Below are 20,266 nucleotides of genomic sequence, written 5' to 3' on the forward strand. Positions count from 1 at the left end.
GCAGCAAACAACTCAGACGCAAGGCGATGTTTGCAGGAGTATGTCTCAACGATCGCAAAACGAAAGTTTCCCTCAGCAAGCGCACACGCAGAGCCGCTAAAAAGTAATATCAGATGTTCAGCCGATGCGCAAAATGGCGCGAGCTATTGGATGTAGGAATCGAAATAAATGCCGCTCGGATCCTTCCATGCGCCGCCGACGGAGAAATGCAGGTAACGCGAAATGACGTTTGCATTGAATCCCTGAATCCAGTCGAACGACGGCGGAGGCTGCTTGTTGGCTGCTTTGGCGGCCGCCTGAGCTTGTTCGTCAATGTCTTTCTGTAGGTCGGCAAACATCTTTTGCCAGTTATAGCGCGCGAAATTTGTGTAGGACAAACTGTCCAGCTTGGCGGGCAGGGCGGCGCGCGCTCTCAGAAAATCCGGGTTGCGAGAGATTACATCCACTGGCGCGGAACCCGACGCAGGATGCAAGCGAGCCAAGGCGTCGTTGAGACGCACTCTCTGATGGGAGGCGAGGAGCATCGTGGGCGTCAGCGCCATGTACAGCGCCGGCGGATCGGGCGCTGAAGTCGAAGAGCTTCCTAAGGCGACGGTTATGTATGTGGTGTCTCCCAATTGCTTCGTGGAAGCCTGCTCACCAGGAAAAGCATGCTGCAAAACAGGGAGGAGCTTCTCTGGATTCCGAATTGTAAGAGCGTAGAGAGTATCGCTGGGATTGGCGACCGGATCGGGACGTATGGAAGTAACTTCGCCGGTGAACAAGCCAAGAGCCTGATCAGGCGGCATGCCCCAACTGGATGAAAGAAGCGACGTCATCGCCATTACGATTGCGGAACGATTCGCAGGAAGGGCCGCGGTGACGGCAGTAAAGAACGTATTGTAGAAAGCGGCGAAATTCAGCACGGAAGATTGGAACGACGAAACGGAGGGCGCCAAAGCCATCGTTGCAAAGGAATCCCGGTTGTCACCGAAGATGTCGAGAACACTACCCCGCGATGTGTCCCCGAGTATCACGCCGTGCCATCGCGTGACTTGTTGGCCAAAACTCATGCGCCCACAAACAGCGTGGATGCGGTCGAGGTGGAGCGATGTAGCAAAAGCGTGAATATCGAAATCCGGGCTTGAAGGCGCGCCAGGCACGTGAAGTCGCGATGGAAGAACGAATAGCTCCATAAGCGAGGACTGACCATCATTGCGGCACGCAGACGGGATATCCGATGCCTGTTCGAACGAAATTGCCGGAGGCCGCGAATTCGAGAAGCGAGGAACCAGCTCCATCAGCGCCGCGAAAGTATCGGTGGAAATGAAATAGTTGCCGACCTGAGCATCGTAGGAAACGTTCCCGTTGGACTCGACTTTTTCCGCAGTCACGTCGCCGACAGGCAGAGGAGTCCGCGAGGCAGGCGACCCATTCATTTCGTGCATGTGACGCAACAAATTGACGACGTCCTGCTTTCCCGTAGCGTCAAATATAAAGAAAAAACCTACAGGGCTTGAGGCTCCCGCCACGCGACCGCCCGCAGGACGATTGAGGAAGCCTATAACTGCCGGGTTTTCGAGGGCGGAAAGGATTTCATTGGCGAGCATTTGCGTCATTGCCGCCGACTGCGGATTTGTTTGATTGCCACCTTGCGCAATGTGGTTAATGAATCGCGTGCGGAGCGACGCGAAGGAAGGATCGCTCCAGAAGCGCAGGACGGAATTTGTGCTGCTGACAGCGTTTAGAGATGACGTGCCACGCCAATTGATGTAAGCCCACGTGTCGGCAGGAAGGCGATCCACCAGAGCATTCGATTGGGCGAAGACGGGCGAGGAAAAGAGCACGAGCAAGGCCATTAGCAGAGCACAGGCACCTACCGTCGTTTGAAAAATGCGATGCCGCCATGAGATGTGGACGCAGGCGCCGACTTGAGTTCGGTTCAAAAACTTCATGGTGCGCTCCGTTTCTTTCCGGACGACAGTCGCGATTCGTTCCGGAGTGCGAATTTGGGAGTGAGCCTATTGGCTTGACGGATTTGACGGCGTTTGCGGCGCCGTTTCTTTTGGCGTCGAAAGATATCCGGTCACGCGGTTCTTGGTGATCGTGTAGACGACAATCTCGTACGGGACGTGAGCGCCCTGCGTGTAAAACTGCACGGGCTCCTCAAGGGTCTTGTCCTTCTTCTCGATGCGTTTGTCGTCGACGATGACGTCAATCGTGTAGGTGAAATGCCTGGTATCGACTTTACGAAGCAGGAGTTGTATGGGGCCGACGTGCTGAGGCCTTTTTGCTTTGGGAAGATTGAATTCGTAGATATTCCGTTCACCCATGCGCTTGAGTTCTTCCACTTCTTCGTGGTTGCTGGCGATGAGTCCGCTCTGGACGTTTAGGTCGCCCATGGCGGTGGTCAATTTGTTCTTCGTGTCGGCCAAGTCCTTTTGTGTGGCGGCGACATCACTTTTCGTATTGCTGAGGTCACTGGAAACCTGGCCAATCTGACTGGTAGTCTGCTGCTGAACTTGCCCAATCTGCTCGCGAAGCTTTTGTGCATTCGCCGCCTGTTCCATGCGAATGGACTGAGACAAGGCGCGAGCGTGAGCGAGCTCATCCTCAGTAAGGCCGAGCTTTTGCGCGGTGACCTGGAGGTCGGATTTCAGGTCGCTGAGCGAGGCGTTGGTTTTGTCGAGTTCGGCGGTGAGAACGCCAGCGCGCTTATTCGCGGCATCCAGCGATTGATTGATCTGGTCGCGCTGCGCATAGAGCGCGTAGAGCAGATAGCCGCTCAGCGCGAAGCACACGAGAAACGCGAGAATGACCCATCGCGGCGTGTACGGATACGATTCCGGAGGGGGTGCCATACTACTGCTCGAATGGGCCTCGGACGAATCGGTCATCATTTCTCCTCAAGAACCCTCTGACAGGGCTGAAAAATTATCGCCAAGCCGGGCAGATAAGTCTACGACCGAAGGCGAGGAGTGTGTCTTTGTGGCCAGCGTGCCTCGACGTTGGTGTAAAGCCCGCCGCGGGGCGTGAATTCTCCGCGGACAATGCACCACGCAGGTTTCGCTGCGGAAACGATATCGCGAAGCATGCGATTGACGGCGTTCTCGTAGAAAATTCCTAAATCGCGATATGCAAGGAGATACATCTTGAGCGCCTTAAGTTCGAGGCAGACTTTGCGCGGCTGATATCGAATCGTGATCGTGCCGTAGTCAGGCAGTCCGGTTTTCGGGCAAACAGAAGTGTATTCAGGAAAACGGATAGTGATCTCGTAGCCGAGGAAATGATTTGGCCAGGTTTCGAGCGTGGGAAGTTTGGCGTCGATTCCGGCCCGAGCGTGCGCAGCGGTGTAATCAGGCATGCGTGCCTCCAGGCGCCATTCTACAACGAGCGAGGAATTGCGCGGAGCGGCACGGACTAAATGCACTGCTGTGGAGGCGACAAAACGCGGCCTCACGGATGCAACGAAGGAGTTTCACCTGCCCCCGGGGTGGCTGGTGCTTTGTCGCGAAGGCTCATGCTTTTGACGATCACGTAGAGCACGGGGATAAAAAGCAAATTGAGCGAGGTGGCGAAAATCATGCCGCCAAAGACTGTCGAGCCCACCGATTTGCGCCCAGCCGCGCCGGCACCAGTGGCCAGTACGAGGGGCAACACGCCCAATAGAAATGCGAATGACGTCATCAAGATGGGCCGGAGGCGAATGCGCGCCGCTTCAATCGCCGCCTCGTAAAGGTCCATGCCTCTTTCTCGCAGTTGCTCAGCGAACTCGACAATGAGGATCGCGTTCTTGCTGGAAAGGCCGATGAGCATCACCAGCCCGATCTGGCAATACACATCGTTGATGTTTCCACGCAAGGATTGGAAAAGTAAGGCGCCGAGCAAGGCCATGGGCACAGCCATCAGTACGATGAACGGCAGGGTAAAACTCTCGTACTGCGCTGCAAGCGTGAGATAAACGACAAGCAAACCGAGTCCGAAAAGCGCAGCAGCCTTGCTGCCGGACTGAATTTCTTCCAGCGAGAGGCCCGACCACTCGTAGGACATCCCACGCGGCAAGACTTTCGCGGCAAGATTTTGCATCTCGTCGATGGCATCGCCGGAACTGCGACCTGCCGCAGCCGACCCGTCGATTTCGGCCGAACGGAAAAGATTATAGTGAGTGATTACTTGTGGGCTGGCCGTTTGCGTGATGCTGACCAGGTTGTCCAGCGGAATCATGCTGCCGGAATTCGAACGAACGTAGAACTGATTGATGTCGCTCGGGTGCGAGCGGAATTGTTTTTCTCCCTGAATGTACACACGGTAGGAGCGATTATTGAATGTGAAATTATTGACGTATACGGAGCCAAGAAAAACCTGCAGCGCATCCGTCAGCTGGTTGAGCGGGATGTTCAAACTCTTCGTGGCGCTGCGGTCTATGTTCACGACGAACTGCGGGTCGTTTGCCGTGAAGCTGGTAAAAAGTCCGGTAAGCTTAGGGTCACGGTTGCCTGTTCTAGCCAATGCTCCCGTATATTGCTGCAACTCTTGGAGGGTTGCCGCGCCCTGATCTTCGACTTCCAGTTGGAATCCGCCGAAGTTGCCAAGGCCTTGAACAGCAGGAGGATTAAAAGGCGCCACGATCGCTCCGGGAATTGCGGAGAATGGGCCGCGCAGGCGATTTATGTACGCCATAGCACTGTGGGCGGGACCCTGGCGTTTAGCAAATGGCTGCATGTTGACGAAAACCATGGCGTAATTGGACGCCGTGCCAGTGAAGCTGAAGCCCGCGACGGAAAAAATGTCCGCTGTTTCGGGCTGGCGCCACAGAATAGATTCCACCTGGTGACAGATGTTGGATGTGTAGTCCAGCGAAGCGCCCGGCGGTGCTTGCACGAGGATCATAATGTAGCCCTGGTCGTCGTCCGGCACAAACCCGCGCGGGACCTTGTTGAAAACCCAGTAGGTCAGCCCGGAAAGCAGCAGGAAGAGGACGGTTGTCGCAAACTTCCAATTGAATAGGTGTCGCAGCGTCGCGCGATAGAGATTCGTTCCGCTAAAAATCAAGCGATTGAAAGGAGCAAAGATGCGTTTGCTGAAGCGACCTTCGTGCCGGTGGCCCAGGAAAATGGCGGAGAGCGCCGGAGTGAGCGTCAGCGCGTTGAATGCAGAGATGGCCACGGAGAACGCGATGGTCAATGCGAATTGACGGAAGAGAATTCCTGTAGTACCCGGAAAAAGTGCGACGGGAACGAAGACGGATACGAGTACGAGCGAAGTGGCAACTACAGCGCCAGCGACTTCGCCCATGGCGACCGAAGCGGCGCGATGCGGCTCGGTGATGCCTTCGCTGATGTGGCGCTGAATATTTTCGATGACAACGATGGCATCATCGACCACAAGACCGGTGGCCAGCGTGATTCCGAACATCGTCAGCGTATTGATCGAAAAACCCAGCAATTTGACGAAAATGAAAGTGCCAACGAGCGAAACAGGGATCGTGACGGCGGGGATGAATGTGCTCCGCCAGTCCTGCAGAAAGAGGAAGATCACGGCGATGACAAGGAAAATGGCTTCGATCAGCGTGGTGATGACGTCGCGAATGCCTTCGCTCACGGCCGTGGTCGTGTCGAAAGCGACTCCGTATTTCAAGTCGGCAGGAAAAGAAGGAGCGAGCTTCGCCAGTTCCTCTTTGCATAGCGTGTCGACCTGCAACGCGTTGGCGTTGGGAAGTTGCTGGACGGCGAGGCCGATCGCTTCGTGGCCGTCGATAAAAAGATTGCTGTTGTAATCCTGAGCCCCGAGTTCCGAATAACCGACATCTTTTACGCGGACGAGCGTGCCATCGGCGCCGGTCTTCAAAATGATGTTGTCGAACTCCGAAGGCTCAACGAGCTGACCCATCGCGCGCACGCTGATCTGAAAAGCCTGGCCGGGCGGCGAAGGTGGCTGGCCGATCTGGCCGGCAGCCACTTGGACGTTTTGCTCCTGGAGCGCATTGATAACGTCCGTAGCGGTGAGCTGGCGCGCGGCAAGTTTGGCGGGATCGAGCCAGATGCGCATGGCGTATTCACGTTGTCCAAAGATCGTGACGTTGGCTACGCCGGGGACGCGCTTGATGGCGTCACTGACGTAAACATCCACGTAATTGCTGATAAACAATCCTGTGTACTTGCTGTTTTCCGCATAGAACGCCGCTGCAAAGACGAATCCAGAAAAACCCTTCGTGATGGTTACGCCGTTGGCATTGACCTCAGCAGGAAGCAGCCCCACGGCAGCTTGGACGCGATTCTGCACGTCGACTGCGGCCAGATCAGGGTCACGCGTTACGTCAAATGTAGCCGTGATTGTGCTCGTGCCGTTGTTGCTGCTCGTCGAGGTCAGATATTTGAGCCCCTCGACGCCGTTAATGGAGCGTTCGAGCGGAATGGTAACGGCGGATTCAACGGTTTGCGCATCCGCGCCGTTATAAGCGCTTGTGACAATGACCTGCGGAGGCGCGAGATTCGGGAACTCCGCAATAGGAAGCGTGGGAATCGCGACCGCGCCGCCCAGAATGATGATCAGCGCGCAAACCGTGGCGAAAATCGGCCGCCGGATGAAGAAATCAACGAACACGCTCTAACTCCTGATTCCGGCAAGCGCGCAGGGGGAAACCATCCCGCGGATTCCAGATGATGACGTCGCTATTGATTGTCAACGAGATCCCGCCGCCGGGGCATTCACAACCGTCTCTTTTACGGGGACACCGTCGGCCAAAAACTGGAAACCGCCAACGATGACGTGGTCACCGGGCTTGATGCCGCTTAGGACAACATAATTATTCCCAAGAATGTCTCCCACCTGGATCTGCTGCTGGCGCGCAACAGTTCCTTTCGGCCCATTGGACGCGAGAAAAATGAAAAACTGGCCGTTCAATCGCTGAACGGCAAGCACGGGCACCTCGAGCCCCCTGGTTGTCCGCCAGGTAATTCTTGTATTCACGAATTCATCGGTACGGAATTTGCCTGTGGTGTTCGTGACGATTGCCTTTGCCAGCACGGTCTGCGTTGCGCTGTCAACTTCTGGTGAAACGAAAAACACACTTGTGCGAGCCAGAACGTTGCCCGAATCATCCAGCAAGTCGACCGGTTCGCCCAGCCTCAGATCCGATGAATGTTCCGTCGGGATATACAGGTAAGCCTCAAGGCTGCCTGGCCGGTCAACTGTTGTGAGCAAGGTCGTGTTGGTAACGCGGTCGCCTACGTGCACAGGGATATCGCCGACGATTCCATCCGTTGGCGCGGAAACGGTGTAATAGTGCAAGGTCGCTCGTTGCTGAGTGACTGCTGCATCGAGCGATTTGGTTTGAGCAAGAGCGCTCTGGTAAGTTGTCTCGTACGTGTCGAAATCCTGTTTACTAATAATTCCGGCCTGATAAAGCTTCAAGCCGCGCTGATACTGAGCGTCTGCATTCGCGAGATTCGCCGCTTGGGCATTGCGAGCCGCGATTTGGCTGTCCACGGTGGCTTCTTGGACGCGCGGATCGATTTCCATCAACGACGCACCCTGACTGACATGCTCGCCGGAACGCACGAAGATTTTTGTCACCCACCCCTCGACTTGAGGATTGATGGATGCAGAACGCCGCGATTTCAATGTAGCTAGGTATTCCGACGCGTCCGGAATATCCACCAAACTGGCAACTTGGGTCTGCACGGCCAGCGCCGAAAATCCTGCCCCGTGGACAACAGGCTTATTGGTGCAGCCGGTGAGGAGACACGGGTAGAGGACACAAGCTGCGGATACAAGTATTCGCAGGGTCGACCATCGCATGCAGAAATCGCTTCTCATGACCGTCCTTGGTGGCGTCAAATAGGGGAAGTAAATCACCGATTTTAAGCTAACTTCGCCTCCAACGCCACTGGGAATGATACGCACCGCACGCCCAAGAATTTTCGATGCTCGAGAACCAAAGAGGCTACAAGAAATTACGTCATCAAATCGCGATCGGATTCCGCGATCTCGATTCTCTCAACCTACGAGAGACGCCACTGTTCGCTTTCGGACATGTGGCGTCGCTGAACTTGCAACAGTGCAACACCAAAGGCCTCTCCAGGCACAGACGGAACTCGGGTCGATAAATTGTTATGATCTTTTGCGTTTGACAAGATCTTGCAATAAGTAGTATTTAGCGCCTACCCAACGGCGTCTCTGAGCATCTTCTTCAGTGGGTTCAATTCAAGAGACTCGATAAAGCCACGGGGAGCCAATATCAATGACTGCCTTTTTCAGCGGTCAACAGCGGGATATTCTTTTCAATGCCCTTAGCGTGCCTGAGCTTTTGCGACGAGGAACCAGATTCAGGATGGGGACGGGTTATCGATATGGCCTGCTGGTTTTAGGTCTATTTTGCTTCGCAGGCCTTACCCCCGGAGTTTTGCAGGCACAAACGGCTACCTCCGGATTGCTTTCGGGAACTGTAACCGACCCCTCAAACGCGATTGTCCCAAACGCCAGCGTAATGTTGCAGGAGCACGACACGAACGCCAAACGATCTACCATTACGGACCCAACGGGGCATTATGTCTTCCCTGCGGTGCTTCCGGGAGAATACACGCTGCAAGTTTCTGCAACGGGATTTGAAACGACGGTCATCGGCGACGTACACATCGAAGTTTTGAAATCGACCGTTCAGAACATATCGCTGAAACTCGGCGAAGCCTCACAAACGGTCCAAATGCGGGAAGTGCCTTCTGCGGAATTGCAAACCACCAGTTCGACAGTGGGAGCGACACTGGGCGGCATCGCCTTGGAGCGATTGCCAGCGTTCACGCGAAGCGCCAGCGCCTTGATGTTCTTGCAGCCAGCGGTAACTCCCCCGGTAGCCAACAACAAGGCTCTGGGCGGGCAGGTCGCGGGCGCCCGCAGCGAACAGCTTACATTCCATCTTGACGGTGGGGACGCGACAAGCGACTTGGAAGGCTCAAGCAATTATGCCGGTCCTCCGAGTGAGCCGCAGCCGGCTCCAGTCGTTCCTGTTCCCACTGATAGTACGCAAGAGTTCCGAGTGGCGACGAGCAGTCCTAGTGCGACGTTTGATCACTCAGCGGGTGGTCAAGTTAATGTGATCACCAAGCATGGGACCAACGGCCTGCACGGATCGGCCTACGAATACCACAGTGATGACGGGCTCAACGCAAATAGCTGGCTCGATAACCGTGTGGGACTAGCCAGACCGCAGAGTGTCGACAATAGTTTTGGGTTTACGCTCGGCGGACCGCTGGTGAAGAACCGTTTCTGGTTCTTCGCGAATTATGAAGGCCGGCGGCTCCATGATCAAACTCCCTTTTCCGCCGTCGTTCCCACCAGCACGCTGAAGTCCGGGATTCTTACGTTTGACGATTGCGCCAACGGATTTAGCGCGATCGGCAGTTGTCTCGGGGGCAATCCCATCAGCTACCCCTTGCAGGCCGGCAATATTTCGACTGCGTGCGCCGGTGGCTCGTGCGACTCGCGCGGGCTCGGAATAAGCCCCGTTATTGCAGCACAGTTGGCGTTGTATCCCACAGGGAATAATTCCAATCTCGGCGATGGGTTGAATACCACGGGCTACACATTTAACGCTCCCACCCCCATTTCAGAGAATATGGGCGTAATTCGGCTGGACTACCAAATGAGCAATAAATGGAGTCTGTTCACCACCTACCACGAAGCCTCGATTCAGCGCCAGGGACCCGAGCAGGTGAACATGCTTACCAATCAATCTGTGGCAACGGACCCGACTTATCCGAGCTATGCCACCTTCGCGGTGACCGGCCAGCTCACGTCGCAATTAACTTCTGTTACACATGGATCGTATTTACGCGATTGGTGGGCGTGGAACCGCGAAGCTCCGACGCCGCTCGTGTCTTCGACGGGAATTACTCAAGCAATGGAGTTGGCCGGCGAAGGCCTTGGTCAGAGTAATTCGACCGCGAAACTCCTGGCGGATCCAATCAATATCAATACACAGCAAGCCGGGGGGAGAGTCTGGGATGGACACGATTGGTATATCGCCCAGGACTTTAGCTGGTTGCATAAGAGCCACCTGCTGCAGTTCGGCGGATCCGGCTATATATTGGACAACTATCATCTTCAGACCGACGACGTCCTAGGCGGTCTAACGAGTGCTCCAATCAATTACGTGGAGGCCAGCGGCAATGGGAGCGGAGAGTACGTCAACGTTCCTAGCGCCTATCAACCCATTTCTTGCAGTGCGACCGCAGGAATATCAACGAACTGCCTCCCAAGTGGTCAGTTGTTGAACTGGAACGAACTGTATTCGACTGTCCTTGGTCTCGTGGACCGCGCCGCCCAAGTCGAAACCCGAGGCAGCACGTTCCAGCCCAATCCGCTTGGAACGCCCCTTTCTTCCAACGTGCGCATCCCTTCCTTCTATTCCTATTTCCAGGATGTTTGGCAGGCGCGCCGGAACCTCACTATCACGGCGGGCCTTGATTGGGGCGTCCAGCTCCAGCCTAGCGAGGCACAGGGTAAAGAGGTCGTAATGACCTACGCGGCGACAAACACACCGGTTGATTATTATCAATACATTCAGAATCGAGCAGCAGCTCTTGAGAATGGGCGGACCTTTAATCCACAGTGGGGGCTTATGCCGGTTAATTCATTAGCGACCCCCTTTCATGGAGCGATAAGAAATACTCCTTGGCACGACATCGGTCCACGCGTAGCGATGGCGTGGCAAGTGCCATGGAAGAATCGCCTCTTTGGAGACAACGCGACTGTGATCCGTGGCGGATACGATTTGCTATTCGATCGTAGTAGCACCATGGGCGAAGTGCTGAATCCGCTTCTGGGCGGCGGTTTGGCGGACGTGGACGCTTGTGGCGGGCCGAGTATCAGCGGCACCTGCACCGGAGCACCAACAGATCCGACGAACGCATTCCGTTTAGGGCCGACAGCGTCCGGTTGGGACGGAACGACGGTTACAATTCCCAATCCTGTCACCCAAAGCATTCCTTATAGTCCGTCAGTTCCAAACGGCCTTTTTCTCTCATCCGCGCTGGATCCTTACGCCGTGCCGGGCCATTCTCACAACGTGACGGTAAGCATCGAGCGATCGCTGCCGGGCAAGACTTTGTTTGAGGCGGGTTTCATTGGTAGAGTGAGCCGCAACTTGGCTCAAGGAATCCAGCTCAATGCACCGGACTATATGATGAAGGATGGGGCAAGCGGTCAGACGTACGCTCAGGCGTTTGATGGAATAGCCCAGGCGGTTCGGGGCGGCACATCGGTTCCTGATGAGCCGTTTTTTGATAACCAACTGGGTTTGGCGAACTGCACCGGCGCGGGATACGCAAATTGTTCAACCTATCTTGCTGCCAAATATCCTTCAAATCTGGCGAATGGAGACCTCGGGAGCTTCGCGCAAATGTTAAACAACGAGCTGACCAAGTTTGGTCAGCCAGCGATGGACAATTTTCAAGTGTTTGAATTTTCAGGCACGACAGATGGTGGCTTTTCAAATTACTTGGCCGGATATGTCAGCCTGAATAAGGCCTTCTCGAGCGGTCTCCAGTTTCAGGTCAACTGGACGTGGAGCCATGCCATCGGCAATCAGGGTACGAACCAGCAATACGTTTATTCGATGAACAGCCCGTACAATTTAAACCTCGACTCTTCGTCCGAGCCTTGGGACCACAAACACACAATCAATGGCTGGTTTTATTACGCCTTGCCGTTTGGCACGGGAGGGCGATTCAAAGCCGCAAGCGGAATTGTGAACAGAATTATCGGAGGCTGGTACACGTCAGGAATTTATTCTTTCGCGACAGGGTTTCCTACTTGCGTTAACGCCGATGGCAACTTCGGAGCCTTTCTGGCGGGCGACTGCGCTCTGTCCTCGCAGCATCTGCATGGTATGGAGTCACAGCACAAGGCCAATGGAGCCTACAACTTCTTCGCGGACCCGAGTGCAGTCATGGCAGGTCTCTCGAGACCGCCATTGAGCACTGCGGGAGAGATACCCTACGACGAACTGCGAACTCCGACGACGTGGAACCTGGATTTCTCGATAGGTAAGAACATCGCCTCCACGGAGCGATACAAAGTGATTATGTCCGCTGACGCTTTCAACGTCCTCAACGTGGTAAATTTCAGCTTTCCGAGTCTGGATCTGAACCTCCCCAACACCTTCGGGGTCTGGAATAGCCAGGCTAATTCGCCCCGTCAATTGCTGATCGGCCTTAGGGTCGAGTTTTAGTTCCGAGATGGTCGTGGGCACAGCTCCCGCGCTGATTGCATTCTCATATTGAGACTGGCATTTCCAAGCTCAGGTTATAATACTCGAAGTGTTTTCCATTATATTCAATTTATCTACGTAATTTGGTAGTTTTATCGCACGAAATACGCATATTCCACATATTCCTATATTAGAGTAATTTTTCATTGACAAACATGTGTCCTCGAACTAAAAGGCACACCAGCAGGTGTGTCTTGGCGCCGGGGGTAGGCGTCAGATGAGACCAAATTTTAAAGTTCTCGACCAGGAGGTCGTAGAAAATGTTTAATCCCTCCAGGAGTTCGTTTCTCCGCCTTTCGTCATTCCTGTGCCTGGCTGCGTTTTTCTGCGCTTTTGCGCTGATTCTCGCGCCAATGGCCACATGGAGTCAGTCGACGAACACGGGCATGATCGTTGGCGTTGTGACCGACGCCAGCAATGCCATCGTGCCGAATGCGACGGTGACAATCACGTTGAAGTCAACGGGGACGTCGCGTTCGACCGTGACAGACGCTCAGGGGCGTTACGTCTTTGCTGACGTAGACCCTGGTGCATACGACATTACGATTTCCAAGACCGGCTTCTCGTCTACGGTGATTTCAAGCCAGACGGTGAAGATCGGAACCCAACTGACGGAGAACGCGAAGATGCAGTTGGGAAGCGTCTCGACGACAGTGACGGTGACGGAGACGCCGGGAGCCGAGTTACAGACGGTGACACCGACGGTCGGCACAACGCTCAGCGGCGCGATCGTCCTGAACCTGCCCAACCAGAGCCGCGATGCTTCGACCTTGGCGGTGCTGGAGCCCGGTCAGAATATCAACGGCGCGACGGGTGGCGCGGAAACAGACGAGAACTCCTTCCAACTCGACGGTGGCTATGCCACGGACGACATGAGCGGTGACAACAATACGTATATCAAGAGCTTCGGTGCGGACACGGCGGGCGGTGCGGGCGCGATGCATAGCGCCGGATTCACTCAAATGCCGTCAGCGGTGGTGCCTGTTCCCGTAGCGAGCATCGAGGAGTTTAAGGTATCGACGTCGAACCAGACGGCGGACTTCAACGGCGGCGCGGGAAGCCAGATGCAACTGGTGACCAAGCGCGGCACGAAGACGCTGCACGGTTCGGTTTACGAATACTATCTGGACAACAATTTCGGTGGCGCGAACACGTGGGACAACAACAGCACGGGTACGGCGCAGCCGAGTTCGCATTTCAGCCGGTTTGGTGCATCAGCGGGCGGCGAGATACCGCACTCGAACTTCCTGGGCGGGAACTGGTTTATCTTCGGCAACTACGAAGGCTATCGTTTCCCATCAAGTTCGGAATTTGAAGAGAACTTTCCGCTGCCATCCATGCGGGCTGGCATTATCCATCTTCCCTCTACCACGCCTGGTAGTCCTCTGACGATTAACCTCAATCCTTTCGCGGTTAACGATCCTGGCTGCGGTACGGTGACGCTGGGCTGCAAGGTTACAGCTGCCAATGGGTACACTCCAGGGGCAAGCATTGCTACGACAGCGTGCCCTTCCGGCCCTTGCGATCCGCGTGGTTTTGGAACTACAACGAACGGCGTGTCTGGCGGACCTCTGAATCCCGTCATTACGCTGTGGAACACCTACCTTCCGCTTCCGAATGACTGCACCCACGGTGACGGTCTGAACTATTGCGGATATAAGGGCGGCATTTCCACGCCGGAGTCGAGCAACTTTGGCGTGGCGCGCGTTGACCACGATTTTGCCAAGAACTGGCATTTCAACGGCACCTATCATTACTACAAGCTGCAGAACTTGGTATCCAACCAGTGGGATGTGGGCGGATTCTTCCCTGGCGATACGCTTGGGCAGTATTCGGCCATCCGGACCAAGCCGCAGGAGCCGTGGATGTACACGGGCGGTTTGACGACGGATGTGACCTCAAACCTGACCAACGATGTGCACTTCAGCTATACGCGTAACTTCTGGGCGTACGGAGATCCCAGCGGCGTGCCGAACGTTGCCGGCTATCCGGCGGCGTTGGAAATCGGCGGCGAAACGAGCAACCCGTTTGGTCCCTACAATACGAACAACCAGTCCACGCGTACACGTTTCTGGGACGGGCACGACACGATGTACCGCGACGACCTGACGTGGATCAAGGGCAACCATCTGTTCCAGTTGGGTGGCTTGTATCAGCATAACAACGATACGCATAACCGAAACGACAACGGCCAGAGCATCAACACCTTCGAACAATATCTGGTCGGGGCTGGCAACGGCGCTTCGCTTGCGGGTTACGGAATTAACATGGCTGGCTACATTCCCTCCGGCCTTGCTGGTTTCAACGATAACAAGTATGGGAACCTATACTCGATGATCCTGGGTATGGTGGATGAATCACAGAGCCTTTACGTCCGGGGTTTGGGCACGCGCCAGACAGGCTTGCCGCTGGCTCCGCGGACGTCCTGTGCCATCGCAGGAATCGCGGCGACGTCGGGCTGCATTTCCTCGCCGCCACTGGTAAATACGAGCATCATCCCAACCTACAATCTGTACTTTACCGATTCCTGGCACCTGAAGCCGACGATTTCGCTGAACTACGGCCTTGGGTACACGGTAGAAATGCCGCCGTACGAAGTGAATGGCGGCGTGCAGACGGTGATGGTGGATCAGAACGACAACATTCTGTACGCAATGAATTATCTGAATAACGAGCGGGCGGCGGCGCTGCAGGGTAACGCCTATGCCCCACTGATCGGGTTTTCGACAGTGCGCAACGTGAATGGTCATACGCACTATCCGTACAACCCGTTCTTCGGCGGCTTGAGCCCACGCGTTGGACTTGCGTGGAACGTCCGTCCGGACACAGTGGTGCGCGCGGGCTATTCGCGCATCTACGGCCGGATCAACGGCGTGGACCCGATCCTGGTACCGATGCTGACGCCGGGCTTGATGCAGCCGGCGACCTGCGGCGGGCCGAACATCAGCGGTGGCTGCGGCGGCGACCCGACGAACGTGTTTCGCGTCGGAATCGATGGAAAGAACGCACCGCTGCCAGCGCCGAGCGCAAATCTGCCGCAACCTTGGTATCCGGGCTTCAATGACGTGGCCACAGGTTCGGGAGAGACGATTGACCCGAATTTCGTCCCGGATCGCTCGGATGAATTCACCGTCAGCATCCAGCATCAGTTCGGTCCGAAGATTCTGGCCGAAGCGGGCTACATTGGTCGCATCATCACCAATGAAATCCAGTACTACAGCCTGACGAACGTGCCGTACATGATGACTCGTGGCGGGCAGACGTTCGCGAACGCTTGGTCGCAAATCATGCAGTACACCAACTACGGGAGCGCGAACTTGGCCAGTGTCCCCGTACAGCCGTTCTTCGAGAACTCACTTGCGCCCGGCTACTGCAGCGGATTCTCGAGCTGCACAGCTGCGTTTGTCTCCAATAACGCGGGTCTGATGAATGTTTCGGACCCATTCGACGCATGGGGCGGTGTATCGAATGCCGGGAACTTCCTATTCGGCCGCAGCTTCACCAGCGATCCGATTCCAGCATCCGGTGCGCTGGGAGCAGGCGGTCAAACAAATTCACTGTCTACCACCGTGAGCAACGGCTTTGGCAACTACAACGCCGGTTATCTCCAGTTGACTCTCACGGATTGGCATGGACTGACGATGAAGAGCAACTTCCAGTACAGCAATGCACTGGGAACAGGAAACGTCGTGCAGGCCAGCAGCTCGTTCTCAACGGACGATCCATTCAATCTGCAGAACGCCTACGGCCCACAGACGTACAACGAGAAGTACACGTTCAACTTCTTCATCAACTATGCCGAGCCGTTCTACAAGTCGCAGAACGGAGCGATTGGCCGGTTGCTTGGCGGATGGAGCTTCGCGCCCTTGTTCGTTTGGGGCAGCGGCTTCCCGATCGAGATCAATACTGCCAACTTCGACTGCGGAACATTCGGAGAATGCAATACGAACTACGTCGGCGCACTGGAGAACGGGGTCATTACGCAAAACCTGCACTACAGTGCGACCCGAAAGGCCGGCTATGGAAGCACTTGCGGTTATGTCGGCCCCGGCTTCAACGTATTCTCAAATCCAGATGCGACATGTCCCACGCTCGGTCCCGGAACCGGAATCTTTGGCGATCCAGTCCGCGGCCCAATCTTGGGGTATGACGGCCAGATTGGTGGTGGCGGTCCTCTGACCGGCCTGCCGTTCTGGAACCTGGACTTGGGCATCAACAAGAACATCAAGATCACGGAGAAGTTCAGCGGCACGATGTACTTTGACTTCACCAACGTGACGAACCACATGCAGCCCAACGATCCCAGCTTCAACCTGTATGACACATCGAGCTGGGGCGTGCTGGGCGGCGGCGGGAACTTGCAGGGCAACAATCCTCGCCAGTTGCAACTCGGCGTGAGCATTGACTGGTAAGGTGGCCCGTAAGGCGTAAGTTGTGGTTCTGAAATTTAAGGCCGGGAGTAACCCTCCCGGCCTTATTTTTTGCCTGCGTTCTCCTTAGATTCGCTCTCATTGGATGCCGCAGACTGATGTGAACCCTCGCTCCTGCCGCGAGCTTTTGATCATTTGAACCTGCTTCGGAGCGCTCCGTTTGCTGTGAATTTTTTCGGGCCCTTGTGGGCCTACTCATGATAGATTCACCAGTTTTGTGCGGAGGTTACATATGATCCGACGAATTCGTGGGTTACGTTTTTTTGCTTTTGGCGGGATTTTTTTTGCGGTAGTTGTCTGCCTTCCATTCTGGAGTCACGCGCAAAATAGTGCCTCGGACAGGTCGGGGACGGCCAATCCACTGGCACAACTGAAATATCGCTCTATAGGTCCGGTCGGCAACCGCGCCGATACCATCGTCGGCGAGCCCGGTAATCCGGCCGTGGTTTACATTGGCGCCGCTGCTGGCGGAATATTCAAGACGACTGACGGGGGCATCAACTGGCAACCGATTTTCGATAAAGAGGACGTGGCTGCGATTGGTTCGCTGGCAATTGCGCCCTCCGCGCACAACGTCGTATGGGCGGGAACTGGCGAGCCCTTTCTGATTCGCCCCGATTATCCGATGGGCGATGGTATTTATAAGTCGACGGACAGCGGCCGCACCTGGCAACACATGGGGCTCGACTTGACGGGTCACATCGGACGCATCGTCATCAATCCTCATAATCCTGACATCGTTTACGCGTGCGCATTAGGCCAGACGTACCGTCCACAACATGAGCGTGGAATTTATCGCACGACCGACGGCGGTAAGACTTGGCAGCAAGTGCTCTTCGTCAACGAAGATACCGGCTGCTCCGACATCTCGATGGATGCACACGATCCGCAAACGCTTTTTGCAGGCATGTGGCAGGTGGAAATCCGAACTTGGAATCTTAAGAGCGGCGGCAGCGGTAGTGGCGTCTACGTGTCGCACGATGGGGGCGATACGTGGAAAAAATTGGCGGGAAATGGTCTGCCGGCAGCAACCGAAGCAATCGGGAAGACCGGAGTCGCGGTCGCGCCGAGCGATTCGAATCGTGTTTATGCTCTTATTGAAGAAAAAACACCAAGCCTTTATCGTTCCGACGACGCAGGAAAGACATGGATGCTTGTCAACCAGCAACACGTTCTTGCCGAACGCGCGCCTTATTATGTGCGATTTGGCGTAGCGCCAAATAATGAAAATGAACTTTTTTTTGTGTCCGTTGGCTTCAGCATTTCCGTCGACGGTGGGCATACGATTTTTATCCCCGGTTTTGGCGGTGAAGGAGGAGCCAATCCTACGGGGCTTGGGTCAGCGGGCGGCGACAATCACGACGTATGGTTCGATCCTCTGAATCCGCAGCGCGTGATGGTCGCGAATGACGCTGGTGGTTCCATCAGTTTCGACGGTGGAAAGACCTACGCGCGCGTGCAATTGCCCATCGCGCAGCTTTATCATGTTTACACCGACAACCGGGTTCCGTATTTCGTTTACACCAATCGCCAGGATGGCACCTCATTTCGCGGACCCAGCAACAATCTGGAAGGCCAGGGCGGACTCTTTGGCGGCGGCATTTCGACCGGTGAATGGACGCATGTGGGCGGGTGCGAGAGCGGATTCACGATTCCCGATCCCGCGGACAATAACATCGTCTGGTCGGCCTGCTATGACGGCGAATTGACGCGCATGGATTTGCGTACAGGCCAGGCGCGCAGTGTAACAGTGTGGCCGGATGCCAGCTATGGCTGGGCGCCCGCGGACGTCAAGTATCGCTGGCATTGGACGTTTCCCATCAACGTGTCGCCCCATGATCACAATCGCGTCTATGTCGGCAGCCAGTACGTTCATGAAACCGATAATGGGGGGCAATCGTGGCGCGTCATCAGCCCAGACCTCACAACAAACGACAAGAGTCACCAACAGAGTTCTGGCGGCATCGCGGGCGATAATTTGATGACCTTCGATGGGTCCACGCTCTACGCCATTGCAGAGTCGCCCGTCACGGCGGGGCTCATCTGGACAGGCAGCAATGATGGCCAGGTAAACATGACCCGGGACGGCGGCAAGAACTGGACGAACGTCACGAAGAATATCCCCAATCTCCCGCCGTGGGGCACGGTCGAGAACATCGAGCCGTCGCATTTCGATGCGGGTACCGCGTACATTTCCGTGAACCTGGAGCAGGTCGGCGATTACGGCACGTACATATACAAGACAAGCGACTATGGTCAGTCCTGGCAGTTGATTAGCGGCGATGTGCCAAAGTCGATGAACAGCAGCGTGCACTGCATCATCGAAGACCCAGTTCGCAAGGGCATGCTGTACCTCGGAACGGATAATTCCGTCTACGTATCTTGGGATGATGGAGGCCATTGGACGGCGTTGCGCAACAATATGCCTCCAGCGCCGGTGTATTGGCTCACCATCCAACCGAAGTTCAATGACCTTGTTGTGGCAACTTATGGACGCGGCCTGTACATTCTCGACGACATTACGCCGCTTCGCGACTACGACAAGGCCAAAGGCGCAGATACCTATCTTTTCCAGCCTCGGTCGGCGTATCGTTTCCGCACGTTCGACAACACTCGAGAAGCTGACACTGGCAGCCATGTAGTCGGCAAAAATCCACAATATGGCGCAGACATTAACTTCTATCTGAAAGCGCCAGCAAAAAAGGCAGAAATTACGATTGCAGGCGCAGACGGAAAAGCGATTCGCACCATCAAGTATGATGGTTTAAAACCAGGGCTCAACCGCGTCTGGTGGGATCTGCGCTACGATCCAGCGACAGAAATTAAGCTGCGTACGAGTCCCCCCGGCGAGCCGTGGGTAGAAGTACCCAAAGAAGGCTACCGAAAGTTTGTAAACTGGGTGCATTTCGATGGCGCACCACGTGTCGCACCGGGCAAGTACACAGTGAAGCTGAGCGTTGACGGCAAGGACTTCGCGGCGCCGCTCGAAGTGCTGCCCGATCCGCATACGCTTGGCACCGAACGGGACATCGAGAGCGAAGTACAGTTCCTGCTGCAAATTCGCGGCGAGATGAGCGACATCGCGAACATGGTCAACCACATTGAATGGACGCGCAAGCAATTGGAAGACCTGCAGAAGATGTTCGGCGATGACCCGAAATATGCTGTGGTCGTGAAGGCCGCGAAAGAGCTGGAGACCAAAGCTATTGCGACCGAAGGCAAATTTATCGACGTGACTTTGACGGGCCGCACGGAGGATTCTTTCCGCGCTCCGATGGGCCTTTACGGTCGATTGACAAATCTCGGCGCTCTGATGAACGGTTCACCGGGCGAAGGCTCAAGCGGCGCTGACTTGCCGCCGACGGATCAGGCTATCGCTGTCCATAACATGTTCAAGCAGGAAATCGCAGCGGCACAGCGATCGTTTGAGGAACTACGCGACAAGGACACGCCCGCCTTTAATGAGACTCTGAAGGCCAACCACGTGTCTATGTCGATTTTGCCGTAGCTCTTGCGCTGCTCTGTGAGTGAATCCTTAAACTCACGCGCACTTAGCGCGCCCGAGTTGATCTGTCAAAATACGGGGGGG

General features: G+C 55.5%; 8 protein-coding genes. 3 read left to right on the top strand and 5 right to left on the bottom strand.

From position 1 onward, the window contains the following. Window positions 1-143: 143 nt before the first annotated feature. The 5 genes from VGR81_11850 to VGR81_11870 all read right to left on the bottom strand — a co-directional run bounded on the left by VGR81_11850 (window position 144) and on the right by VGR81_11870 (window position 7,779). Complete coding sequence (locus VGR81_11850; GenBank protein ID HEV2289637.1) at window positions 144-1,934, bottom strand: hypothetical protein; 1,791 nt, start codon at window positions 1,932-1,934, stop codon at window positions 144-146. 66 nt (window positions 1,935-2,000) lie between these two features. Then, a complete protein-coding gene (locus VGR81_11855) occupies window positions 2,001-2,840 on the bottom strand; it encodes a hypothetical protein (protein ID HEV2289638.1) in 840 nt (279 codons plus the stop codon). A gap of 98 nt (window positions 2,841-2,938) precedes the next feature. Further along, complete coding sequence (queF, locus tag VGR81_11860; protein ID HEV2289639.1) at window positions 2,939-3,343, bottom strand: preQ(1) synthase; 405 nt, start codon at window positions 3,341-3,343, stop codon at window positions 2,939-2,941. A 92-nt stretch (window positions 3,344-3,435) separates the two neighbouring features. After that, window positions 3,436-6,582: a multidrug efflux RND transporter permease subunit gene (locus VGR81_11865; GenBank protein ID HEV2289640.1), complete on the bottom strand. Its 3,147-nt coding sequence runs from the start codon at window positions 6,580-6,582 to the stop codon at window positions 3,436-3,438. A 78-nt stretch (window positions 6,583-6,660) separates the two neighbouring features. After that, entirely contained in the window at window positions 6,661-7,779 is a 1,119-nt protein-coding gene (locus tag VGR81_11870) for an efflux RND transporter periplasmic adaptor subunit (protein HEV2289641.1), read from the bottom strand. A 532-nt stretch (window positions 7,780-8,311) separates the two neighbouring features. On the opposite strand from VGR81_11870, the gene VGR81_11875 reads away from it, so the two are divergent. The 3 genes from VGR81_11875 (at window position 8,312) to VGR81_11885 (ending at window position 20,185) form a co-directional block, all read left to right on the top strand. Then, the gene (locus VGR81_11875) at window positions 8,312-12,208 is read left to right on the top strand and encodes a carboxypeptidase-like regulatory domain-containing protein (protein ID HEV2289642.1); all 3,897 of its coding nucleotides are present in this window, start codon (window positions 8,312-8,314) and stop codon (window positions 12,206-12,208) included. A gap of 299 nt (window positions 12,209-12,507) precedes the next feature. Beyond that, a complete protein-coding gene (locus VGR81_11880; protein HEV2289643.1) occupies window positions 12,508-16,659 on the top strand; it encodes a carboxypeptidase-like regulatory domain-containing protein in 4,152 nt (1,383 codons plus the stop codon). 250 nt (window positions 16,660-16,909) lie between these two features. Beyond that, window positions 16,910-20,185, top strand: coding sequence for a hypothetical protein (locus VGR81_11885; protein HEV2289644.1), 3,276 nt, complete (start codon window positions 16,910-16,912; stop codon window positions 20,183-20,185). Window positions 20,186-20,266 lie beyond the last annotated feature (81 nt).

It is taken from the genome of Candidatus Acidiferrales bacterium (genome assembly GCA_035934015.1).
Lineage (GTDB): Bacteria > Acidobacteriota > Terriglobia > Acidiferrales > UBA7541 > DAHUXN01.